Source organism: Paenibacillus chartarius, from assembly GCF_042432825.1.
Lineage (GTDB): Bacteria > Bacillota > Bacilli > Paenibacillales > NBRC-103111 > Gordoniibacillus > Gordoniibacillus chartarius.
The window spans coordinates 174,075-193,950 of the sequence record NZ_JBHLWN010000077.1 but is presented as its reverse complement, the minus strand read 5'-3'; the positions used below and the strand labels follow the sequence as shown (position 1 = coordinate 193,950).

Sequence of the window (19,876 nt, the reverse complement as noted above, 5' to 3'; positions counted from 1 at the left end):
CAAGTGAAGTTAAACGATAACGAACGCAAGCGGCTTGCCGGATTCGTGCTTTCCGGTCTTCGGGACGGAAGCGCGGTTCAGGTACCGTATGCGCTGCTGACATCATACAAGGCTCTGAAGCTGGGCGAGCAGGAAGTGATGCTGCTTCTTCATCTCCTGGCGTATGCGGACAAGGAGCGCAACGAATTTCCGACCATCGAGGAGCTGCTGTCCCGGATGACCGTAGCGGCGGAAGCGGTCATCGCTTCGCTGCAGAAGCTGCTGAAGCTGGGTCTGCTGGAAATCGAGGAGCGGGAGGAAGCGGCGACCGGCATTTTGTACGAGCGCTACAATTTGGATCCGCTGTTCGAACGTCTGGCGGAGGTGCTGGCGGACGAAAGGCTGGCCGCGGAGGAAGCGGCTCTGGCGGCGTTGGAGGCCGGCAAGCGGGGGAGCGGCGCTGCAAGTGCCGGAGGCCCGGAAGGCGGGGCGGCTTCGCCGCGGAACATGTTCTCCGTGTTCGAAAGCGAGTTCGGCAGACCGCTGACGCCGATGGAGCTTGAGACGATATCCGCCTGGATCGACCGGGATAAATACAAGGAAGAGCTGATTTTGGCCGCACTCAAAGAGGCGGTGTTCTCGGGGAAGCTGCATTTTCGCTACATTGACCGTATATTGCTGGAATGGAGCCGGAACCGGATTCAAACGGTCGAGCAGGCGCGTGAATATACGCAGCGGTTTCGCGGCGGAGCGGCGAGAGGCTGATCATATAAATAGAGTACCTTGTCTGGAAATGCAGACAGGGTACTCTATTTTTTTTGGAAATTGATAATAGATGAAATTTCAGTGCTTCAAGCATAGCATCATGGTACGACTTTTCGTATAAAAAGTACGAAATTTCTTATAAAATTGCGATCTCAGTAAAGCTGCTCTGTAATTTTCACGTACCCGAGTACAATAGACACATTTGCCTTATTACGGTTCATGAGAAATCAACAAGGCGCTGTTGGACCAGAACGTGCAGCACGTGGAAATGCTTACGGTGAACCTGCGCGGGGTTCTGAGGAGCTTTCACTCCACTGCTTACTAATTACTGCGAATCAGCCGCAGCTTTGGAAGTCGAGGCGTGCTGAGGCCTTACCAGTAAGAAATAAGCGAGCATGGCAATTGTGCTCGACACCAATATAATAACGCCCAATGGAACGGCTGTGTTCTCTCCTGCAATGCCAACTAACGGAGCGACGACCGCACCTAGCAGGAAGGGAATGACACCGAGCAGCGCAGCAGCACTACCCGCCATGTTAGCCTGATTCTCCATCGCGAGAGGGAAGGCAGCCGTTGATGTAATGCCGATTGCGGCTACAAAAATAAACAAGGGGATGACCAATGTGAACAGCGGACCATGGACGATGGCTACAACCAAGACAGTGACACTTGCCAATAAGGCAAGCCATAGGCCGAATAACACAAAAGTATGTTCGGATACGCGATGCGACATCCGTCCGACGATTTGGGAGCCGATGATCAGACTGATGCCGTTCGTCCCGAAAAGAAGAGCGAAGACGGTCGGGGAGACCCCATAAATATTTTGATAGATGAAGGGCGTTCCCGAAACATACGCGAAAACTCCGGCGATCATAATGCCCTGTGCCAGCATGCAGCCTAAAAACTGGCGGTCCCGCAAGAGCATTCCGTAGCTGCGCAGCTGATGCGCGAAATTGGTAGGACTGCGGCGATCAACCGGCAAGGTTTCCTGCAAACGCGATTTTGTCATCAGCCATAAGTACGTTCCCAGCAGCGCCAGCGCGATAAAGACGCCGATCCAGGTCGTGAACGAAAGAACGCCGCTGCCGGCAACGGGAGCAGCGAGAGGTCCCAAATTACCCACAAGCAGGAGCAACGAGAAAAATTTGGTGAGCTCGTTACCGCTGAACAGGTCGCGTGCGATTGCGCGAGAGATGACAATGCCCGCTGAAGCGGCAAAGCCTTGCACAAATCGGAAAACGATCAACAGCCCTATATTTGGCGCCAATGCGCAGGCTAATGAGGAGACGACATAAGCGGCCATGGAAATAAGCAAGGGGGTTCGTCTACCGTATACGTCGCTCAGCGAGCCCATCACGAGCTGACCTACGCCGAGTCCAAGTAAACAAGCGGTCAGACTGAACTGAACGAGTGAAGCGGTCGTAGTGAATTGCTTCGCAATTTCCGGAAAAGCCGGCAAATACATATCGATCGTGAAAGGTCCTAGCGTCGAAAATAAACCCAAAAGCAAAGCCAGTCTAACCACTTGCTGATTGTTGTTATTCGTCATAATACAGAGGTTCTCTCCTAGTCTGTTTTTATATATTTTTTATTTGTCGGGAACTCGAACCAAAGAGGCACACCGGTATTGGCGTGCCCCCATATTTTGCAAAAAGGGTTAAGCTTTATTCATTGTTCATTGTGCTGATGTCGATCACAAAGCGATAGCGTACGTCAGAAGCCAGTACGCGCTCCCAGGCTTCATCAATCCGGTTGGCGGAGATCACCTCGATCTCTGGAGATATTGCATGTTCAGCGCAGAAATCAAGCATTTCCTGCGTTTCGCGAATACCGCCGATCATCGATCCGGCAAACGAACGACGATGAGGAATAAGTGAGAATACCTGTACCGGCAACGGTTCCGCCGGCGCACCGACGTTGACCAATGTACCGTCCAGCGCCAGTAACGAAAGATAGGCATTAATATCGATATTCGCGCTCACTGTATTGATGATGAGGTCGAACGAACCGGCCAGCTTCCGGAACGTCTCCGGATCGCTCGTGGCGTAATAATGGTCGGCGCCAAGCCGAAGACCGTCTTCTTTCTTCTTCAAGGATTGAGATAATACCGTAACCTCCGCCCCCATGGCATGTGCGAGCTTCACCGCCATATGTCCAAGCCCGCCAAGTCCAACGACAGCTACTCTCTTGCCGGGAGCCGCTCCCCAATGGCGCAGCGGCGAATACGTGGTGATGCCGGCGCACAAGAGCGGCGCGGCGACGTCAAGCTCCATGCCGTCAGGTATTCGAACGACGAAGTCTTCGGTAACGACAATGTGGGTGGAATAGCCGCCTTGCGTATATTGCCCATACCGGTCGATGGCGCCATAAGTGCCCGTATTGCCGCTAAGGCAATATTGCTCTTCCCCGTTATGACAGTTAACGCACTCTCCGCAGGAATCAACCATGCAGCCTACCCCTACCCGGTCGCCAACGGCAAACTTTGTGACTGCCGAACCAACCTCGGTGACCATTCCGGCAATCTCATGCCCCGGAACGAGAGGATAGTTCACCGGCCCCCATTCGCCGCGAGCCGTATGAATATCGGAATGGCAAATACCAGCGTATTTAATCTCAATGAGGACATCATGCGGCTGAAGATCCCTGCGATCGATCGTCGTCAGTTTGAACGGGCCTTCCGGATTGAATACAGCACGTGCATTAGCAGAAATCATATACATCCTCCTGATATCCATGAATGTAGCGAAACGAACCATGACAACACGAACCGGATAAACAAAATAAATTGTTTAACCGACTCATGTCTATTATTATAGGATGAAGTTAAGTATAATCAATGGTCAATAATTCGCGAAATGTTGATATTTCAACAAAGTAAACCAGAATGTTAATTATCTCATAAGGCCAGGTGAACATGTTCGATGAACAAAACGGATCGGAGAATTGTGAAAACACAAGAATCGTTGAGAAAAGCGGTTATTGAACTGATGACTGAAAAAACCTTCGATGAGATAACCATACGGGATATTGCGGACCGGGCGAACGTAAACCGCGGTACCATATATCTTCATTATCAGGACAAATATGATTTGTTGGATCAGCTCATCGAGACACACATTAACGAATTAGGGGAGATGGATAAGTGGGCATGCGAGAGGGATTGGAGCGATGCGCTTATCCCTTATTTCGAATATTTTGAGAAAAACTATTTATTTTTTTCGACCATGCTGGCAAGTAAAGGGACGGCGTCATCTTTCAGAACTCGGCTGCTTGCTTCCTTCATCGAAGGATTCAAAGGCGAGATCGACAGAGAGAGCGGCAAAAATACGGATTTATGTGAAGAGGTTTTGCTGCAATATGCCGGGAACGCCTATGTCGGGGTCATAGAATGGTGGATTCGGAATGGAATGCCGTATCCGCCGCAAGTTATTGCCAAACAGGTCGGAGCTTTGTTAGGGAGAAGTCTATAGTGATGTGCTCCAAGTTGATGACCGGGCGATATTTGATGCTTCTTGAAAGCATATATAAACAGGCTTCCCTTGGTATGGCCGCAATTTTTCTTGGAGCGGATTTCGCGTGCTGCGTGAAGAACTGCCGATGTATGGCCGCAACGATTATGCGGGACGTATTACTTGTGGGGCACGGCAGTCGCAATGGCGGCGTTCTATAACGGTATTGTGCTGTATCAAATTGTTAGGAGTTGGACAAGTTCTCCCGTGCGGGAATAGATTTGAAAGATAAAAAAAACGCTCCGGGCTGCTGGCTGGACAGCTCGAGAGCGTTTTTTTGTGTTCGCAGTCCCTTACAGCACAACGAACAACAAGTAATAGATTGCATAAGCCAATGCGATGGAAATCGGGATGGTGATAATCCAGGTCATGACCATCCGAATGACGGTGACCCATTTGATGTCATAAAAGCGCAGCGCACTGCCGGTGCCAAGAATGGACGATGAAATGACGTGTGTCGTCGACAGAGGCATACCCAGCTGGGTAGATGTCTGTATAACGATCGATGAGGTCAAATCCGAAGCAAAGCCGTTAACCGGCTCGATCTTGATCAAATTCCGGCTAACCGTTTTAATGATCCGCCATCCGCCGATCGAAGTTCCGAGGCCCATGGCGAGCGCCGCCGACAGCTTGACCCAAAGCGGTACATCCAAGGTGCTCTGCATTTCGGCGGCGACCAGAGCGAAAACAATAATGCCCATAGCTTTCTGGGCATCGTTGCCTCCGTGGGAGAACGAGAGGAGAACGGCCGACACAATTTGCAGCTTGCGAAACAGTTGATTCAGCTTGGAGCGGGAAGTGTTGCCCGTTGCTAATATGATGAATTTCAGCAATATCATGATGAGATAGCCTGCTGCAAAGGCGACGATCGGCGACAAGATCAAAATTTGGATGATGCGGATAAATCCGTCCCAATGAATCGCGCCGGTGCCTGCACCCGCCAGAACCGCTCCCGCCATCGAGCCGATGAGCGTGTGAGAGGACGAAGACGGAATGCCGAAATACCAAGTGATCAGGTTCCAGGCAATGGCGCTGAGCAGCGCAGCAATTACGATCTCCGGTCCGTTGGGCAGCTTCGACGGGTCGGCGATTTTACTGCCGATCGTCTGGGCGACGTTGGAGGAGACGACGGCTCCGGCGAAATTTAACAAAGCGGCCATAATTACGGCAAATTTCGGAGACAGCGCCCGCGTCGAAATCGAAGTAGCGATCGCATTGGCCGTATCGTGGAAGCCGTTAATGAAGTCGAAAATGAGAGCCAGCGCGACAATGATGACGAGCATTATGGTAATCGTTGACATGGTCTGTTTACGCTCCGATTATGAATAGCGTAAGACTACGCTGTCCAGAATGTCCGCTACGTCCTCGCAAGCGTCGGTCGTTTGCTCCATTCGCTCGTACATTTCCTTCAGCTTGAAATCGGTATACGGATCGCGGGGGTGCATGAAGATTTGACGAATCCCTTCGCGCATGAGCCGGTCGCCTTCATTCTCTAAAGCATTGATCTGAACCGTGTGCTGCGTAATTTGCAAATATTTTTTCTTGGCAAGCAGCTTAAACGCATCGAGAATGTGCTGGCACGAGGATACGAATACGGCGGAGAAGTCTTTCATATAAGAGTCGGTAGTCTCCACATTCAAGTAATCGAACCGTGCCAGCGTTGCTTCGATGCCGTCGATGACATTATCGAGCATGGACGCGAGGGCCATAATGTCTTCCCGCTCCAGCGGCGTTATGTACATTTGATTCAAGCCTTTAAAGATGCGGTGTGTAATTTCGTCACCTTTGTTTTCCAAATCCTTCATTTCGGGAAAATATTGCGCAGGCGGTTTATCGCCCATCATCGCTTCCCGGAACAGGTGTGCAGCTTGGAGTGAATTCTCTGCCGCACGAATGAGCAGATTTAGGAAATCATTGTCTTCATTGCTAAATAGTTTCATCTGGTCGAACTCCTTTAGTGGCGTGAATTGCAGTTGTTAATAATATCTTAACATTTAGAGGGTGTTTCTGTCGAAAAACCACCCTTAAAATCACAATCTTAAAATTATCATAACAATCCTGGCTCTGCAAACGGTTCTTTTTATGATGTGGGAAACTGCGGATTTTATGCGGGGACTTGCTTTTCATGCTGAAAAATGGAAGTATGAAGTTACATCTGCGCGAAGGGGAGATTCGATGTCGAAGAAAATCGTTCTTGCCGGCGGTACCGGCTTTATCGGACAGTATTTGCAGGATCGGTTTCGCGAGCTCGGATATGAGGTTGTCGTCATTTCCAGGCGGCCGGGGCATGTGTCTTGGCAGGATGCCGACGCCATCCTTGCGGCCCTGGAAGGGGCGGAGCTGCTTGTCAACCTGGCGGGCAAGTCCGTCAACTGCCGGTACAATGCGAGCAATCGGGAGCAAATTCTCACATCGCGCACCAAGACGACCGAAATTCTCGGACGCGCCTTGCTCTTGTGCACGAATCCGCCGCCGCTATGGCTCAATTCCAGCACCGCTACGATTTACCGGCATGCCGAGGATCGTCCGATGACGGAAGCTACCGGCGAGATCGGCTCAGGCTTTTCCGTCGATGTCGCCGCTTCGTGGGAACGCGCCTTCTTCGCCTTCGAGCTGCCCCGCACCCGGCAGGTTGCGCTGCGGATCGCGATCGTGCTGGGGGAGAGCGGCGGTGTGATGATTCCTTATATGAATTTGGTCAAATTTGGTCTCGGCGGCGTGCAGGGCAGCGGGCGGCAAAAGTTCAGCTGGATTCACGTCGAGGACGTGTTCGGCATCATCCGGTTCCTGCAGGAGCATGAGCATATTCGCGGCGTCATCAACTGCTCGGCACCGAATCCGGTCTCGAACCGCGAGCTGATGCAGCTGCTGCGCGAATCGATGGGCCGTTCGTTCGGCTTGCCTGCCGCCCGCTGGATGCTGGAGCTTGGCGCGTTCTTCCTGCGTACGGAGACGGAGCTTATTTTGAAGAGCCGCTGGGTCGTACCGGAGCGGCTGCTGCAGGAAGGGTACCGTTTTCGCTATGAGCGTTTGGAGCAGGCACTCAAGGCCATCGTAAAAGCGCAGGCGTAGGACATCGATGAGCTAAAAAGGCGACTGCCCCGGATTAGCCCCGGGACAGCCGCCTTATTTGTGATTGCTTATCGGATCGTACCTGCCAGCAGATCCCAGCGGTACACGTACTCGAACAAGAACTCGAACGCTTCCAGATGACGCTTCGCTTCGAAGGCGTTAGCCCCCCAGGCGTAAATGCCGTGGTTACGTAAAATGATGCCGGGAATCCGGGGTGCGATGGCGTCCGGTACAAGCTCGGCGATGCGCGGAATGTCGGCGTAGTTCGGCAGAATCGGAATTTCGATGCGGGCGTCCTCATCCCAAATATTGAACGCCTTGATCAGCTCGACCGCCTCGACCGGAATCGATTTCAGCCCCTTCTTCCAATACCATTCCGAAACAATGTTGTTAAACACCGTATGTACGTGGAAAATGGCGCCGCAGCCCGTCTTCCGGTAAATTTCGCAATGGATGAGCGTTTCGGCGGACGGCTTCAGCTTCGTCGCTTCCGTCGGCTTGCCCTCCTGATTGACGAGGAGAAAATCTTCCGGCGTCGATACGGATTTATCCTTGCCGCTGGCCGTAATGGCGAACGTAAAATCGTTCTCGGCATAATCGCCGACGCGAACGGACAGATTACCGCTCGTGCCGGGGAACCAGCCGCGCGAGGCGAAGAGGGATTTCACGTCGCGCAGCTCGGCGAACGCCTGCTGCTTCTGTTCCAGTGTAATAGTCGAATGGCTCATACGGGGGCCAGCTCCTTTAGCCTTGCGATAACGTCATGGAACGTCTCGAAGGGGTAGTAGTTCAGCTTCAATTCCTCGCACAGATCGATCAGATGCGAACGGGCGAAGACGGTGTCGACCAGCTTTGCGCCCGGGAAGTCGGTAATGCTGTCGCCGATCATGATACGTTCATACTGCTCTGTAGGGTACGTGCGGATGATCGTCGTTTTGCACATGCCGCAGCCGCCGTAGTTGTCGCATTCCTCGCTGCACGGATGCGGCCATTCGATGCGGATGCGCTCGCCCGAGAAGTCGCTGGCGTTGCAATAGATTTGCTCTTCCCGAATGCCGAAGCGCGCAAGGAGCGGATAGACGAAGAAATCGATGCCGCCGCTCGTGACGAGAAACCGGATATCCTGCTCCCTGCAGTAGGCGAGCAGCTCGGCGAAGCCGTCCCGGATCGTCGCATTGTCGATCGCATAGCGGACGATCTCTTCCTTGCGGCTCGTCGGGAGCAGCTCGAACATGGCGCCGACGCCTTCTTTCACCGTCATCGTGCGGGCGATAATTTGCTTCACGATCGGTTCCGTACCCTCCGGATCGAAGTGCTTCATAATCGCGACAATATTGTCGTTGTTCGTAATCGTGCCGTCAAAATCGCAAAAAATGACGCGCTGCTTCATTCCGGCTGTCACGCTTCCTTAACCCCCCAGATGTCGATAGCCGCCTTCAGCTCGGCATGCGATGCCGCCGCTTCCTGCAGGCTCTGTCCCGCAAGCACGGCGTCGATCGCCTGGCGGAACGCTTGTCCGCCGGCGATGGCGCCCTGCGGATGTCCGTGCACGCCGCCGCCGGCGTTCACAATCGTGTCGTGGCCGAAGTCGCGCAGGATGAGCGGAACGAGCCCGGGGTGGATGCCGGCGGACGGAACCGGGAAGCTGCGCTTGAGCGGCTGCTTGGCCGAGCCGTAATCGGCTTCCAAATCCGTCGTCAGCAGCGCGTGCTTGATCGCCATATTTTCCTCACGCGGCATCACCACCGAGCCGTAAGGCGACGGGAACAAGACAATATCGGCGCCGGCGATGCGCATCAGCTTGCCGAGCAGCACGTTCGCCGCGATGCCGTAGTGGGGCGACGGATACATCGCGCCGGCCACGGCCGGGTGAGCCATGATCGGCACGTTGATGTCCGGATCGGCGGCCAGCTCATGCAGCACATCGAATCCGTAGGCGAGCACGTTGAAGAGGAACGCGTTCGCACCGGCGGCGATCGCTTTGCGCGCCTGATCTTTCAGCCGGAACGTCGGCCCCGTCAGGTTGGTGGCGTACAGCAGCTTCTGGCCGGTTTCGCGGGAGGCGCGCTCAGCGGCTTGCAGGCAAGCCTCTACACGGCGTTCTATCGGCGTCAGCGGGTTCTCGAACAAAATTTCGTCGTCCTTGATCAAGTCGACGCCGCCCGCAGCCTGCTTGTAAAACTGCTCCTGCAGCTCGCTCAGATCATGCCCGATCACCGATTTGAAGATCGACATAAGCAGCGGACGGTCGTGCACGCCGAGCAGCTCCCGCACGCCTTCGATCCCGAATTTCGGACCCGGGAAAGCCGACAGGAAATCGCCCGAGAAATGAACGTCGATCAGCTTGATGCGCCCGTCCATGGACAGCTTGCCGAAGATCGTCACGAGCAGGGCGGGGATGTCCCGGCTGAAGTTGATGTCGGGATAAGCGATGCGAATATCGGCATAACGCTCCCCCGCGCCACTGCCTTCAACCACGTCGACGGAAACGACCTTGCCCAGATGCTTCTCCATCTTCGCTTGCTGAGCGGCGGGAAGCTCCGTCCAGGAGCCGACCGTAAGTCCAACGGCGATGCCTTGCGCTTTTTTGTGGAAATCCGCTTTATCGTCGTACAGGCGGTACGTCGCCGTACAAGTTGCAGTCATGTGTGGTTCACTCCTTATATGTGCCGATGGTGGAGACGGTTCATTATCGTTGGTTCACGCCGGGGGCAATCGCTTCGCCCATTTCCTTCGCGCGCTCCGCCGCACGGAACACGGCGCGTACGATGCCTTCGCAGAATTGGTGATTATCGAGCGTCTGCAGAGCGGCCTGCGTCGTACCGTTGGGCGACGTTACTTTGCGGCGAAGCTCAGCAGGATCTTCCTGCGTCAGCTCGACCATGCGCGCCGCTCCCAGTACGGTTTGCACCGTAAGCCGCCGCGCTTCCTGCTCGGCAAGACCGCCTTCGACGGCAGCCTTCGTCATGGCTTCCATGAAATAGTAGACGTAGGCCGGGCCGCTGCCGGATACGCCAGTGACGATGTCGAGGAGCGGTTCGTCAACGACCGTTGCGATGCCGACGGACTCGAACATTTGCAGGGCCAGGCCCCGCTGCTCCGCCGAAACCCCGGCGGAGAAGGAGAGACCCGTTGCACCGAGGCCAATCGTGCTCGACGTGTTCGGCATCGTGCGGACGATCGGTGCGTCTGTCTCAAGCAGGGCCGTGATTTTGCCGATGGACAACCCGGCGATGACGGAGACGAGCAATTGACGGGACGAAAGGTGCTGCTTCAGCTCGGCGAACGACGACTCGACATCCTTCGGCTTCATGGCCAGGACGACGATGTCGGCGGCGGCGATCAGCGCGTTCTTGCCTTCGGTGTCGAATGAGACCTGAACGCCGTAGCGCGCCTGCAGCCGTTCCAATTTATCCCGGTCCGACCGGTTAATGACGGCGATGCGGTCCGGATCGGCAACCTTATTCTCGATTAAGCCGCGAAAGATCGCTTCCGCCATCGAGCCGGCCCCGACGAATGCGATGCGAAGCTCCTGGAGAGTCGTACTCATGCGATTGTTCCTCCTGACTGGCGTCAGCCGCGGATTTGCCCGCTGCCGGCGATTTTGTATTTGTAAGACGTTAGCTCCGGTAAGCCCATTGGCCCGCGGGCGTGCAGCTTTTGCGTGGAGATGCCGATTTCGGCGCCGAAGCCGAATTCAAAGCCGTCCGTAAACCGGGTGGACGCATTATGGTACACCGCTGCGGCATCCACTTCATTCAGGAAGCGGAGGGCGTTGTCGTCATTTTCCGTCACAATGCATTCGGAATGCTTCGTGCCGTGCTCGCGGATATGGGCCATCGCCTCATCAAGGCTGTCGACGACGCGCACGTTTAGAATATAGTCGTTATACTCTGTGTCCCAATCTTCGTCGGACGCAGCTTTCATATCCGGTATGAGCTCCAGCGTGCGGGAGCAGCCGCGCAGTTCTACTTGCTGGGCGCGCAGGGCAGCCGCCAGAGCGGGCAGCTCGCGGGCCGCGTAATCGGCGTGGACGAGCAGCGTCTCCATCGAGTTGCATACGGACGGGCGCTGCACTTTGGCGTTGATGGCGATGTCGCGGGCCATGTCCGGCCGTGCGGATTGGTCGATGTAAGTATGACAGATGCCGGCGCCTGTTTCAATGACAGGTACGGTGGCGTTCTTGACGACATTTTGAATGAGGGAAGCTCCGCCGCGCGGGATGAGTACGTCGATCAGGCCGTTCAGGCGCAGCATTTCGTCGACGCTTGCGCGGTCCGAGCTTTCGATGAGCTGTACGGCACCGACAGGCAGTTCAAGAGAAGCCAGCACTTCGTGCAAAATTTCTACAATTCGCTTGTTGGATTCCATCGCCGCCGATCCGCCGCGCAGCACGACCGTATTGCCGGTTTTAAAGCAGAGACCCGCGGCATCGACAGTGACGTTCGGGCGCGCTTCGTAGACGATACCGATAACGCCGAGCGGCACGCGCACCTTCTCGATGTTCAGCCCGTTCGGGCGGGAGAAGCGCTGCAGCGTCTCGCCGATCGGATCAGGGAGGCCGGCGATCAGGCGCAAGCCTTCGGCCATCGCCTCGATTCGTTTCATGTTCAGCGCAAGTCTGTCGAGCAGGGAAGCGCTGAGGCCGCTTTCCCGGCCTCTGGCCAGGTCGGCGGCGTTTGCGTCGATCAAGCTGGACGCATGCTTCAGCAGGCTATCTGCCATGCGGTGGAGCGCTTCATTTTTACGTTCGGTAGAAACGATAGAGAGCAGGGGGGAGGCGTCGCGCGCCATGGTTGCTTTGCGGATCACTTCGGACATAAGTATTACCTCCTAGGGAGAAAGGATTTGGTTATGGATATGGCTGGTGAGCCGCTTGCCTCATATCGCGACCCACTCGTCGCGGTGGATGACCTCGATACGGAGCACTTCGACGCGGCGCTGCACTTCTTCGGTCGACAGGCCGGCAACCGCCTTAAGCTGCCATGAGGCGTAATTCACGACGCCGCGTCCGATCGGGATCCGGTCGAGATTCAGCACCTCGACGACGTCGCCCGGATGAAAGTCGCCCTCGAGCTCGCGGATGCCGACCGGGAGCAAGCTTTTGCCGCCGGCGAGCAGGGCATGCTCCGCGCCCTGGTCGACGATGATTTTGCCTTGGGGCAGCGAATGGAAGCCGACCCACTGCTTCTTCATCGACAAGCCGCCCGCGGATGTGTCGAAGTACGTGCCTTTACCGGCGCCGTCTACCGCGAGCAGCAGATCGCCGGGCTCTGCCGCGCGGCCGACGAACACCGGCACGCCGCCGCGCATCGCGATGCGCGCCGCTTCGATCTTGGAGCGCATGCCGCCGGTGCCGACAGAGCTTCCGGAGCCGCCCGCGATGCGCAGCAGCTCGTCGCTAATGGTGTCGACGCGGTCGATGCGAACGGCGTCCGGGTTCCGGCGCGGATCGTCGGTATATAGGCCGTCGGTGTCGGTCAGGATGATGAGCCGCTGCGCCTTGACGAGATTGGCGACGAGTGCGGAAAGCGTGTCGTTGTCGCCGAATTTGAGCTCGTCGATCGAAACGGTGTCGTTCTCGTTAATGATCGGGATGACGCCGTAAGCGAGCAGTTCATCAATGGTGGATTGGGCGTTGTGACCGCGCTTGCGCGATGAGAAGTCGGATCGGGTGAGCAAAATCTGGGCGACCCCGACATCGTGACGGGCGAACGCTTCCTGATACGCCTGCATCAGCAGGGCTTGCCCGACGGATGCGGCCGCTTGCTTCTCATGTAAAAGCTTCGGGCGTGACTTGTAGCCGATTTTGCGGAAGCCGGCGGCAACCGCACCGCTCGTGACGAGCAGCACTTGGCAGCCCCGCCGCTGCAGAGCGGACAGCTCCTCGGCGAAATATTCGATCTTGGCGCGGTTCAAGCCGCCCTCATCGGAAGTAAGAGAGGAAGATCCGATCTTGACGACGATTCGCTGCTGCATGTAGAACACATCCTTTATGAACAATTTGAGGAGGCTCGATGGTTCGGGAAAACGAGAACGAATACTCCAGGTGACCGGAGCGGGCAAAAACAAAAAAGACCTTCGTCCGAATAAGGACGAAAGTCTTGCTGCTTCCGCGGTACCACCTTACTTGAAGACGCTGCTGCATATGCCTAACGGCGGCTGCATCTTCCATGCAAACGCCAAGACAATGTTGCAGAGGCATACGCCTTCCTGCTTACGAGCTCCCCGGGTAACAGGAGGGAGTCACCTGTTCAACTCATCGTTGACCGTTCAGGGGCGGGTTCGGCGCTTCGTCGCGGTAAATTCTTGCAGCCGGCGGAATTTACTCTCTGCACGCGAGCGGGGTGGTGCTGCCTACTATTCCCATCATTACGTTGCTTGATTTGTTACAAGGATAGCACGGTCGGCCTTGTCTTGTAAAGCCGTAAGCGCCTTGTCCGGCGGCGAAGCGTCAGAACAAGCCGAGCTTGCCGATCCGCTCCACGGCTTCCTCCAGCCGCGCTTCCGGAGCGAGCAGCCCGAGCCGTACATAGCCTTCGCCGTGATCGCCGAAGCCGATGCCCGGGGCGACGACGACTTTCGCTTCCTGCAGCAGACGATCGGCCAGCGAGGCGGACGAATACCCGGCAGGCACCGGCAGCCAGGCAAAGAACGAGCCAGCGGAAGGCTTTGCCTCCCAGCCGATGCGGTGCAGGGCGCCAAACAGGGCGTTCCGGCGGCTCTCATAGGTGGCGCGAAGCGCCGCGACGCTGTCCTGCGGACCGGTGAGGGCCGTTGCCGCCGCTTCCTGGATGCCGCCGAACAAGGAGCAGTAATAATGATCCTGCATCAGATTCAGCAGACGAATCACTTCGCGGTTACCGAGCGCGAACCCTACTCGCCAGCCGGCCATGTTGTAGCTCTTCGATAAGGTGTAAAATTCGACGCCGACCTCCTTCGCCCCGGGAACCTGCAGGAACGATACCGGCTTCTGTCCGTCGAAGCCGATCGCACCATACGCGAAGTCGCTGGCCACGACGATGCCGTGCTTCTCGGCGAAACGGACCGTATCCTCATAAAATGCATAAGGTGCCATAGCGGCCGTCGGGTTGTTCGGATAATTGATGAACATCAGCTTGGCACGGTCGAGCTCGGACGGAGCGATCGCACCGTAATCCGGCAGGAAGGCGTTGTCCGCGCGCAGCGGCATGAACGACATAACCGCTCCCGCCAGGGACACGCCGGACCAGTAATCCGGATAGCCCGGGTCAGGTACGAGACAGACGTCTCCCGGATTGAGCAGGCATTGGCTGATTTCGACGAGTCCCGTTTTCCCGCCGAACAGAATGGCGACTTCCGTTTCCGGGTCGAGCGTTACGCCGTAATCTTCCTTATAGCGCTTTGCGATAGCTTCCTTCAAGAACGCAAACCCGGTAAACGGGGGATATTTGTGATAGAGCGGGTTGACGGCCGCTTGCTGCAGGGATGCGACAATGTGCGGCGGGGTCGGCTGGTCGGGATTGCCCTGCCCCAAATTGATGACATCGTGGCCCATTGCAATTTGTTCGTTCGCTTTACGGACCAAGCCCGCGAAAAACTGCGCCGGCAGCTGTTGCATACGGTCGGCCGGACGTACGGTAAATGTTTTCTCCATGGCGCTGACGCTCACTCTCCAATACAATCTGCAAAAAATCGAAACTGTGCACAATATCCCTAATGTAGCATGAAATCCGAGTGCTGTACAGGGAATTGCCGCAACGGGGAGACTTTCGTTTGCTCGCTAAGCTGTCAGCATGATTGAACTTGCATGCCCATTGAACTATGATAGTAAGCAATAGAAACAGGGGGCGCTTGCGGCCCGTCAAGAAGGAGTCGAACGAAAGTGACACAACCGGCACAACAGAAGCTCAATGTCGCGATTTTACAAATGGATATTGCCATCGGCGAACCGGAAACGAATTTCCGCAAGCTGGAGTCGATGCTCGAGGAGGCCGCAGCGGCGCCGGTCAAGCCGGATCTGATCATTGCTCCCGAGATGTGGAACACCGGCTACGCGCTGGACCGCATTCAAGAGCTTGCCGATCCTCAGGGTGAACGGACGAAATCGCTGCTCAGCGAATTCAGCCGCAAGCATGGCATCAACGTGATCGCGGGCTCCATTGCCGAGAAGCGCGGCGGCGACGTGTATAATACGATCTACGCCTTCGACCGCGAAGGCAACGTTACGAACGACTACAGCAAAATCCACCTGTTCCGTCTTATGGACGAGGAGAAGCATCTGGCCGCGGGCGACCGGATCGGCACCTTGCAGGTGGACGGCGTTCCCGCAGCGATGATGATTTGCTACGATATCCGTTTTCCTGAGCTGTCACGGACGCTTGCGCTTGGCGGCGCCAAGGTGCTGTTCGTGCCGGCGGAATGGCCGCATCCGCGTTTGCATCATTGGAAGACGCTGCTTACCGCCCGCGCGATCGAGAATCAAATGTTCGTCGTCGCCTGCAACCGGGTCGGCCGCAGCGGCGAAGCGCACTTCTTCGGTCATTCGCTCGTCTTGAATCCTTGGGGCGAAACGCTGGCGGAAGGCGATGAGGAAGAGCGCATCCTGCACGCGACGCTCGATTTGAGCGAGGTCGATCGTGTGCGCAAGACGATCCCGATCTTCGAGGACCGGCGTCCCGGGTTGTACCGGACCGGGTTCTAGTATTTCCAATCCGAAGCAATCGCTTCGGCCGTTACCGCCTTCATCGCCCCGATGAAGGCTTCCGCCGCTTTGGACAAGTAGCGTCCCTTACGGTAAGCGATGACAAGTGTACGTGCAGGTCGAGTCGCAATCGGCAGGATCACCGGAGCGAAGCGGGACGGCGCGTTGCGGGCGATCAGCGAAGGGACAAAGGCGATGCCCATTCCTGCGGCGACTAGTGCTTGCACGGTCTCCATATTCGAGCTCTCGAAGGCGATATTCGGCTCGAAGCCGGCCCGCTTGCACAGCTCGAGCGTCAGCTGGCGAAGCCCCTGGCTTTTCTTGAGGGCAACGAAAGGTTCGGCTTGGAGGATATCCAAAGGGACATCTGCCGGAACACCGCCCCCGTATCTTGCGGCAAGAGGGTGCTGAGGCGGAACGGCGAGCACGATCTCTTCCTCGAGCAGCGTCTCGTAGTGAAGCGATTCATCCAAAGGCAGCGCCAGCAGCGAAATGTCCGTCTGGCCGCTGGCCGTCAGCTGGGCGAGCTCGGCTGACGTTTCCTCGAGCAGTGTCACCTCGATGTCGGGGTAAGCCGCTTGAAAGACAGGGAGGACAAGCGGCAGCAGCGTCGTCCCGGTAATCGGCATCGATCCGACGACAAGCCGCCCCCGTTTCATCTGCGACATGTCCTCCATCTCTTGCTTAAGCTGCTCGATCATATCCAGTATGGCTTGCGCCTTGTCGACGAACACCGTGCCAGCGTGGGTCAGTTCAACCGAGCTCGTGCTGCGGTGAAAGAGAAGCACGCCGAGTTCCTTCTCCAGCTTGAGCAATTGCTGGCTAAGTGAAGGCTGGGCGATGTGCAGCTTCTCGGCGGCGCGGGAGAAGTTGCGTTCGGCGGCGATTTGGACGGCGTATTGGAGCTGACGTAATTCCATCTAGATGTACCTCGCTATTGTGATATAAGTGTATAAGGGTATTATAGCATTTGCCTATAAACATTTCGTCAATTCTTTTGGGAAATTAATGTTCAATAACTTGCTGCAACACAAAAGCAGCCCCTCCACAAAGAGAGGCCACTGAAAATGTCCAGTTGAAAAGGCGTAGTTCTCTTCAAGTTTTTTTGAAGGAGAGTGCGCCTAAGGACCAATATGCACTCCTGGCAATTGGCGTTCCAGGAAAACGATTATTTTAAGAAAAAGTCGAAGGAACGCTATAAAATCAAGGCGAAGAATAGGTATCACCGCTGATTTGGAGTACGATGCGCCCTCTTCCATGTCCGATCTCGCTTCGTTCATGGGCTTGCCGGACTTCGCGAATCGGATACACCTGCTGTACGAAGGTCCGCACCATGCCTTGGTCGATGAGACTTGCGATGTCCGCCAAGTCTTGGCTCGTCGCCAACCCGGACGGCAACACCCGAATGCCAAACTCTTTCCCTTTTTCCAACGGCGGCCGTCCCACAATCGAGATCAGGACGCCTCCGCGCTTCAAGACTGACCAAGACCGCTCCAAGGTATCGCCACCAATCGTGTCCAAAACGAAATCAACGGCCTGCGCGACCTCTTCAAACGAATCCCGGGTATAATCGACAGCTTCGTCGACGCCGATGGAGCGGATGAAGTCCTGATTCGCGGGTCCGGCGGTACCGATGACGTACGCTCCCTTCCACTTGGCGAATTGAACGGCGAACAATCCTACGCCCCCGGCGGCGCCGTGAATGAGAACGTGGTCGCCGGCCTTCACTCCGGCGTCCGTAACCGCCCGCCAAGCCGTCGATGCGCCGCCCGTCAAAGTTGCCGCCTCCTCGAAGCTCATCGACTGCGGCATGAGAGCGATGGATTCTGTCGAAACCGTCGTATATTCCGCATACGTTCCGTTCGTGCTTCTTCCGAAGACCGCTTGACCTTTCTGATAGCCGTTTACGCCGACTCCCCAATCCTCCACGATGCCAGCGAATGAAGTACCTGGAATGCTTGGGAATGTAACGGGAATCGGAAACAGCCCTTTGCGGATTTTCCAGTCGACCGGCAGCACGCCTGCGGCACGCACGCGAACGAGCACTTCGCCTGCTTGAGGCTCGGGGCGCGGAGCCTGTTCCAGCATCAATACGTCAGCACCTCCGAACTCGTGGTACCTGACAGCGTACATCATTTTTTCCGACATGCCCGATTTCCCCTTTCATTATAAGGCAAGTGTTCTTTGTACAAATCCAGTTCAATTACCGGATCATCCGGAGGGATTCAAAATAGCTTCGTTTGAAAGCCTCATACAATAGTAAAGCTGACGGAATACTGGTTCGGTCGGTTGTTTGCTTTAACGAATAAGGTAGTCATTTCGCCATTCCTCCTTTTCATTCGCCCAATTAACTTATAAAATAGCGATTAGATGTATGTATAAATTGAGTATACACAATAAATGGTTTTGATACTGAGTTTACTCAATATCATCTTTACAGTCAAGGAGGATTTTCTGCAAATATGAACGAATCGATAGCTTCTAATTCCCAGGCTACGCCTCTAGCCGGCCAAGTGATGGAAATGCTGATCAAAACCACTCATCGGCTTCACTTGCAATTCGAAAGTCATCTAGCCACCTATGACATACCCGAATATTTGACCGGTCCCAGACTGCGATTTCTGGTTACTGTCTCGGAAGCGGGCAAAATCCGAATGAGTGACATGGCCGTCAAATGCGGCATCGCTCCTCGTACGGTCACTCAATTCGTCGATGCCCTGGAACAGGAGAAGCTTCTCGTTCGCGTTACCGATCCGTATGACCGCCGCGCCACGCTTCTCCAGCTGACCGACACAGCGGCTCCACTTATCGCCAAAGCTCGAGCCGCGATGAGCGAGTCGGCCGAGAAGGTGCTGGCCGCATTGCCTGCGGAGGAGCGAAGCCAATTGTTCGAAATCTTACACAAGCTTGCCGCAACTTCGACAACAGCAGAATAATGGTATACCGCGAGGCACTGAAAAGTCCCCTGATGTAAGAAAGGCACAGTCACTCAAGAATATTGAGGGGACTGTGCCTTTTTTCTGTATATTGCTGGGGAGAAGGCGTATACCTTGATACAAAAGCAACAAACGATAATCTTCAGTCCGTATATCGAACTGTCTAACTTAGTGTTTCCCGAGGATAATGCTTCGGCAGATCAACGAGCTGGCTGACTTCTCGTTTATATATGATGAATTGAAAGAAAACTATTGTTTGGACAACGGCAGAAATGCGATCGTTCCTATAATCGGGGACACCGCCTGTTCGGAAAAAAGCTAACATCAGGTACACTAGAACCAATGACATCGAACTTATCGCTAAATTGAATCCGCTTATTACACAAGGTGCCCGAAAGAAAGAAAATGAGTTCCTCTTTAACAAGGATGCATGGCATGTATGTTTGCGAGGCCGGCCACATGGAATCCGGAAAACGCGAACCGGCCAATAGGTGTCGGTACAAATCAAACGGACACGTACTGCTTGTGCAAAAGATGTCCACTCAGAGAAGGGGGTTACAAAGAAGGAGCAAAAAGCAAAACCAACTCAGTAAGTATAAAATCCGCCGAACACACCGAACAAATGGCATTTCAAGAAAGCGAGTACTTCAAGGAGAACGCCAAGAACGTTTCGCAACAAACATCGAAGCGAAGAACAGCGAGCTTGAACACAGACAAGGGTATGACTTAGCGTTCTCCGCGGGTCTAGATTGGCATGGAGTTACAAGGTGCATTTGCCATATTCACTGTAAACCTAAAGAGAATCGTGAATCTAACGAAGTATGATAACGATTCCACGGTCCAGATAGATCAAGTAAAAGACAACCTTTTATCCAAATATCTGGATAATGGTCGTCTTTTACTTGTCCTTTAACGGTCTCCACCAGAAAAAG

The 19,876-nt window shown here is 55.1% G+C and carries 18 protein-coding genes and 1 pseudogene; 6 read left to right on the top strand and 13 right to left on the bottom strand.

Annotation, left to right across the window (positions count from 1 at the left end; all coding sequences use genetic code 11):
• Positions 1-3 precede the first annotated feature (3 nt).
• Entirely contained in the window at positions 4-744 is a 741-nt protein-coding gene (locus ACFFK0_RS20585; protein WP_377472220.1) for a DnaD domain-containing protein, read from the top strand.
• A 325-nt stretch (positions 745-1,069) separates the two neighbouring features.
• Here the strand turns inward: ACFFK0_RS20585 and ACFFK0_RS20580 are convergent, their stop codons facing one another.
• Positions 1,070-2,293, bottom strand: coding sequence for a multidrug effflux MFS transporter (locus ACFFK0_RS20580; RefSeq protein ID WP_377472219.1), 1,224 nt, complete (start codon positions 2,291-2,293; stop codon positions 1,070-1,072).
• A gap of 115 nt (positions 2,294-2,408) precedes the next feature.
• Entirely contained in the window at positions 2,409-3,458 is a 1,050-nt protein-coding gene (locus ACFFK0_RS20575) for an NAD(P)-dependent alcohol dehydrogenase (protein WP_377472218.1), read from the bottom strand.
• A 207-nt stretch (positions 3,459-3,665) separates the two neighbouring features.
• Between ACFFK0_RS20575 and ACFFK0_RS20570 the strand changes: the two genes are divergently transcribed.
• Entirely contained in the window at positions 3,666-4,214 is a 549-nt protein-coding gene (locus ACFFK0_RS20570) for a TetR/AcrR family transcriptional regulator (RefSeq protein ID WP_377472215.1), read from the top strand.
• Between the two features lie 332 nt (positions 4,215-4,546).
• Here the strand turns inward: ACFFK0_RS20570 and ACFFK0_RS20565 are convergent, their stop codons facing one another.
• A complete protein-coding gene (locus tag ACFFK0_RS20565; RefSeq protein WP_377472214.1) occupies positions 4,547-5,554 on the bottom strand; it encodes an inorganic phosphate transporter in 1,008 nt (335 codons plus the stop codon).
• An 18-nt stretch (positions 5,555-5,572) separates the two neighbouring features.
• A complete protein-coding gene (locus ACFFK0_RS20560; RefSeq protein ID WP_377472213.1) occupies positions 5,573-6,193 on the bottom strand; it encodes a DUF47 domain-containing protein in 621 nt (206 codons plus the stop codon).
• A 235-nt stretch (positions 6,194-6,428) separates the two neighbouring features.
• Between ACFFK0_RS20560 and ACFFK0_RS20555 the strand changes: the two genes are divergently transcribed.
• Positions 6,429-7,325 (top strand): TIGR01777 family oxidoreductase, encoded by an 897-nt coding sequence (locus ACFFK0_RS20555; protein ID WP_377472212.1) that lies wholly within the window; start codon positions 6,429-6,431, stop codon positions 7,323-7,325.
• Between the two features lie 68 nt (positions 7,326-7,393).
• On the opposite strand, the gene mtnB is transcribed toward ACFFK0_RS20555, so the two are convergent.
• The 7 genes from mtnB to ACFFK0_RS20520 all read right to left on the bottom strand — a co-directional run bounded on the left by mtnB (position 7,394) and on the right by ACFFK0_RS20520 (position 14,961).
• Positions 7,394-8,053 carry a methylthioribulose 1-phosphate dehydratase gene (gene mtnB, locus ACFFK0_RS20550; RefSeq protein WP_377472211.1) on the bottom strand — a complete coding sequence of 220 codons (660 nt, stop codon included), beginning with the start codon at positions 8,051-8,053 and terminating at the stop codon, positions 7,394-7,396.
• Complete coding sequence (locus ACFFK0_RS20545; protein ID WP_377472435.1) at positions 8,050-8,715, bottom strand: 2-hydroxy-3-keto-5-methylthiopentenyl-1-phosphate phosphatase; 666 nt, start codon at positions 8,713-8,715, stop codon at positions 8,050-8,052. The genes mtnB and ACFFK0_RS20545 overlap by 4 nt, the downstream gene beginning before the upstream one ends.
• A gap of 8 nt (positions 8,716-8,723) precedes the next feature.
• Entirely contained in the window at positions 8,724-9,971 is a 1,248-nt protein-coding gene (locus ACFFK0_RS20540; RefSeq protein WP_377472210.1) for a 2,3-diketo-5-methylthiopentyl-1-phosphate enolase, read from the bottom strand.
• Between the two features lie 43 nt (positions 9,972-10,014).
• Positions 10,015-10,875 (bottom strand): pyrroline-5-carboxylate reductase, encoded by an 861-nt coding sequence (gene proC / locus ACFFK0_RS20535; protein ID WP_377472209.1) that lies wholly within the window; start codon positions 10,873-10,875, stop codon positions 10,015-10,017.
• Between the two features lie 23 nt (positions 10,876-10,898).
• Positions 10,899-12,146 (bottom strand): glutamate-5-semialdehyde dehydrogenase, encoded by a 1,248-nt coding sequence (locus ACFFK0_RS20530; RefSeq protein WP_377472208.1) that lies wholly within the window; start codon positions 12,144-12,146, stop codon positions 10,899-10,901.
• A 60-nt stretch (positions 12,147-12,206) separates the two neighbouring features.
• Positions 12,207-13,304, bottom strand: coding sequence for a glutamate 5-kinase (gene proB / locus ACFFK0_RS20525; RefSeq protein WP_377472207.1), 1,098 nt, complete (start codon positions 13,302-13,304; stop codon positions 12,207-12,209).
• Between the two features lie 475 nt (positions 13,305-13,779).
• Complete coding sequence (locus ACFFK0_RS20520) at positions 13,780-14,961, bottom strand: pyridoxal phosphate-dependent aminotransferase (RefSeq protein WP_377472206.1); 1,182 nt, start codon at positions 14,959-14,961, stop codon at positions 13,780-13,782.
• 228 nt (positions 14,962-15,189) lie between these two features.
• Between ACFFK0_RS20520 and ACFFK0_RS20515 the strand changes: the two genes are divergently transcribed.
• Positions 15,190-16,008, top strand: a complete 819-nt coding sequence (locus tag ACFFK0_RS20515; RefSeq protein WP_377472205.1) for a carbon-nitrogen family hydrolase — start codon at positions 15,190-15,192, stop codon at positions 16,006-16,008.
• Here the strand turns inward: ACFFK0_RS20515 and ACFFK0_RS20510 are convergent.
• The gene (locus ACFFK0_RS20510; protein ID WP_377472204.1) at positions 16,005-16,928 is read right to left on the bottom strand and encodes a LysR family transcriptional regulator; all 924 of its coding nucleotides are present in this window, start codon (positions 16,926-16,928) and stop codon (positions 16,005-16,007) included. The genes ACFFK0_RS20515 and ACFFK0_RS20510 overlap by 4 nt on opposite strands.
• 283 nt (positions 16,929-17,211) lie before the next feature.
• Positions 17,212-18,156, bottom strand: a complete 945-nt coding sequence (locus ACFFK0_RS20505; RefSeq protein ID WP_377472203.1) for an NADP-dependent oxidoreductase — start codon at positions 18,154-18,156, stop codon at positions 17,212-17,214.
• 314 nt (positions 18,157-18,470) lie between these two features.
• On the opposite strand from ACFFK0_RS20505, the gene ACFFK0_RS20500 reads away from it, so the two are divergent.
• Both ACFFK0_RS20500 and ACFFK0_RS20495 read left to right on the top strand, forming a co-directional pair.
• A complete protein-coding gene (locus ACFFK0_RS20500) occupies positions 18,471-18,944 on the top strand; it encodes a MarR family winged helix-turn-helix transcriptional regulator (RefSeq protein ID WP_377472202.1) in 474 nt (157 codons plus the stop codon).
• 286 nt (positions 18,945-19,230) lie between these two features.
• Positions 19,231-19,764, top strand: a pseudogene (locus ACFFK0_RS20495) (transposase); the annotation flags it as partial.
• Positions 19,765-19,876: the final 112 nt, after the last annotated feature.

Excerpts from the sequence above, each read along its gene's own strand:
- proB (WP_377472207.1), bottom strand. The coding sequence starts at position 13,304 with ATGCAGCAGCGAATCGTCGTCAAGATCGGATCTTCCTCTCTTACTTCC.
- ACFFK0_RS20570 (WP_377472215.1), top strand. The coding sequence starts at position 3,666 with ATGAACAAAACGGATCGGAGAATTGTGAAAACACAAGAATCGTTGAGA.
- mtnB (WP_377472211.1), bottom strand. The coding sequence starts at position 8,053 with ATGAGCCATTCGACTATTACACTGGAACAGAAGCAGCAGGCGTTCGCC.
- ACFFK0_RS20520 (WP_377472206.1), bottom strand. The coding sequence starts at position 14,961 with ATGGAGAAAACATTTACCGTACGTCCGGCCGACCGTATGCAACAGCTG.
- ACFFK0_RS20505 (WP_377472203.1), bottom strand. The coding sequence starts at position 18,156 with ATGTCGGAAAAAATGATGTACGCTGTCAGGTACCACGAGTTCGGAGGT.
- ACFFK0_RS20565 (WP_377472214.1), bottom strand. The coding sequence starts at position 5,554 with ATGTCAACGATTACCATAATGCTCGTCATCATTGTCGCGCTGGCTCTC.
- ACFFK0_RS20500 (WP_377472202.1), top strand. The coding sequence starts at position 18,471 with ATGAACGAATCGATAGCTTCTAATTCCCAGGCTACGCCTCTAGCCGGC.
- ACFFK0_RS20560 (WP_377472213.1), bottom strand. The coding sequence starts at position 6,193 with ATGAAACTATTTAGCAATGAAGACAATGATTTCCTAAATCTGCTCATT.
- ACFFK0_RS20510 (WP_377472204.1), bottom strand. The coding sequence starts at position 16,928 with ATGGAATTACGTCAGCTCCAATACGCCGTCCAAATCGCCGCCGAACGC.
- proC (WP_377472209.1), bottom strand. The coding sequence starts at position 10,875 with ATGAGTACGACTCTCCAGGAGCTTCGCATCGCATTCGTCGGGGCCGGC.
- ACFFK0_RS20530 (WP_377472208.1), bottom strand. The coding sequence starts at position 12,146 with ATGTCCGAAGTGATCCGCAAAGCAACCATGGCGCGCGACGCCTCCCCC.
- ACFFK0_RS20555 (WP_377472212.1), top strand. The coding sequence starts at position 6,429 with ATGTCGAAGAAAATCGTTCTTGCCGGCGGTACCGGCTTTATCGGACAG.
- ACFFK0_RS20575 (WP_377472218.1), bottom strand. The coding sequence starts at position 3,458 with ATGATTTCTGCTAATGCACGTGCTGTATTCAATCCGGAAGGCCCGTTC.
- ACFFK0_RS20580 (WP_377472219.1), bottom strand. The coding sequence starts at position 2,293 with ATGACGAATAACAACAATCAGCAAGTGGTTAGACTGGCTTTGCTTTTG.
- ACFFK0_RS20545 (WP_377472435.1), bottom strand. The coding sequence starts at position 8,715 with ATGAAGCAGCGCGTCATTTTTTGCGATTTTGACGGCACGATTACGAAC.
- ACFFK0_RS20540 (WP_377472210.1), bottom strand. The coding sequence starts at position 9,971 with ATGACTGCAACTTGTACGGCGACGTACCGCCTGTACGACGATAAAGCG.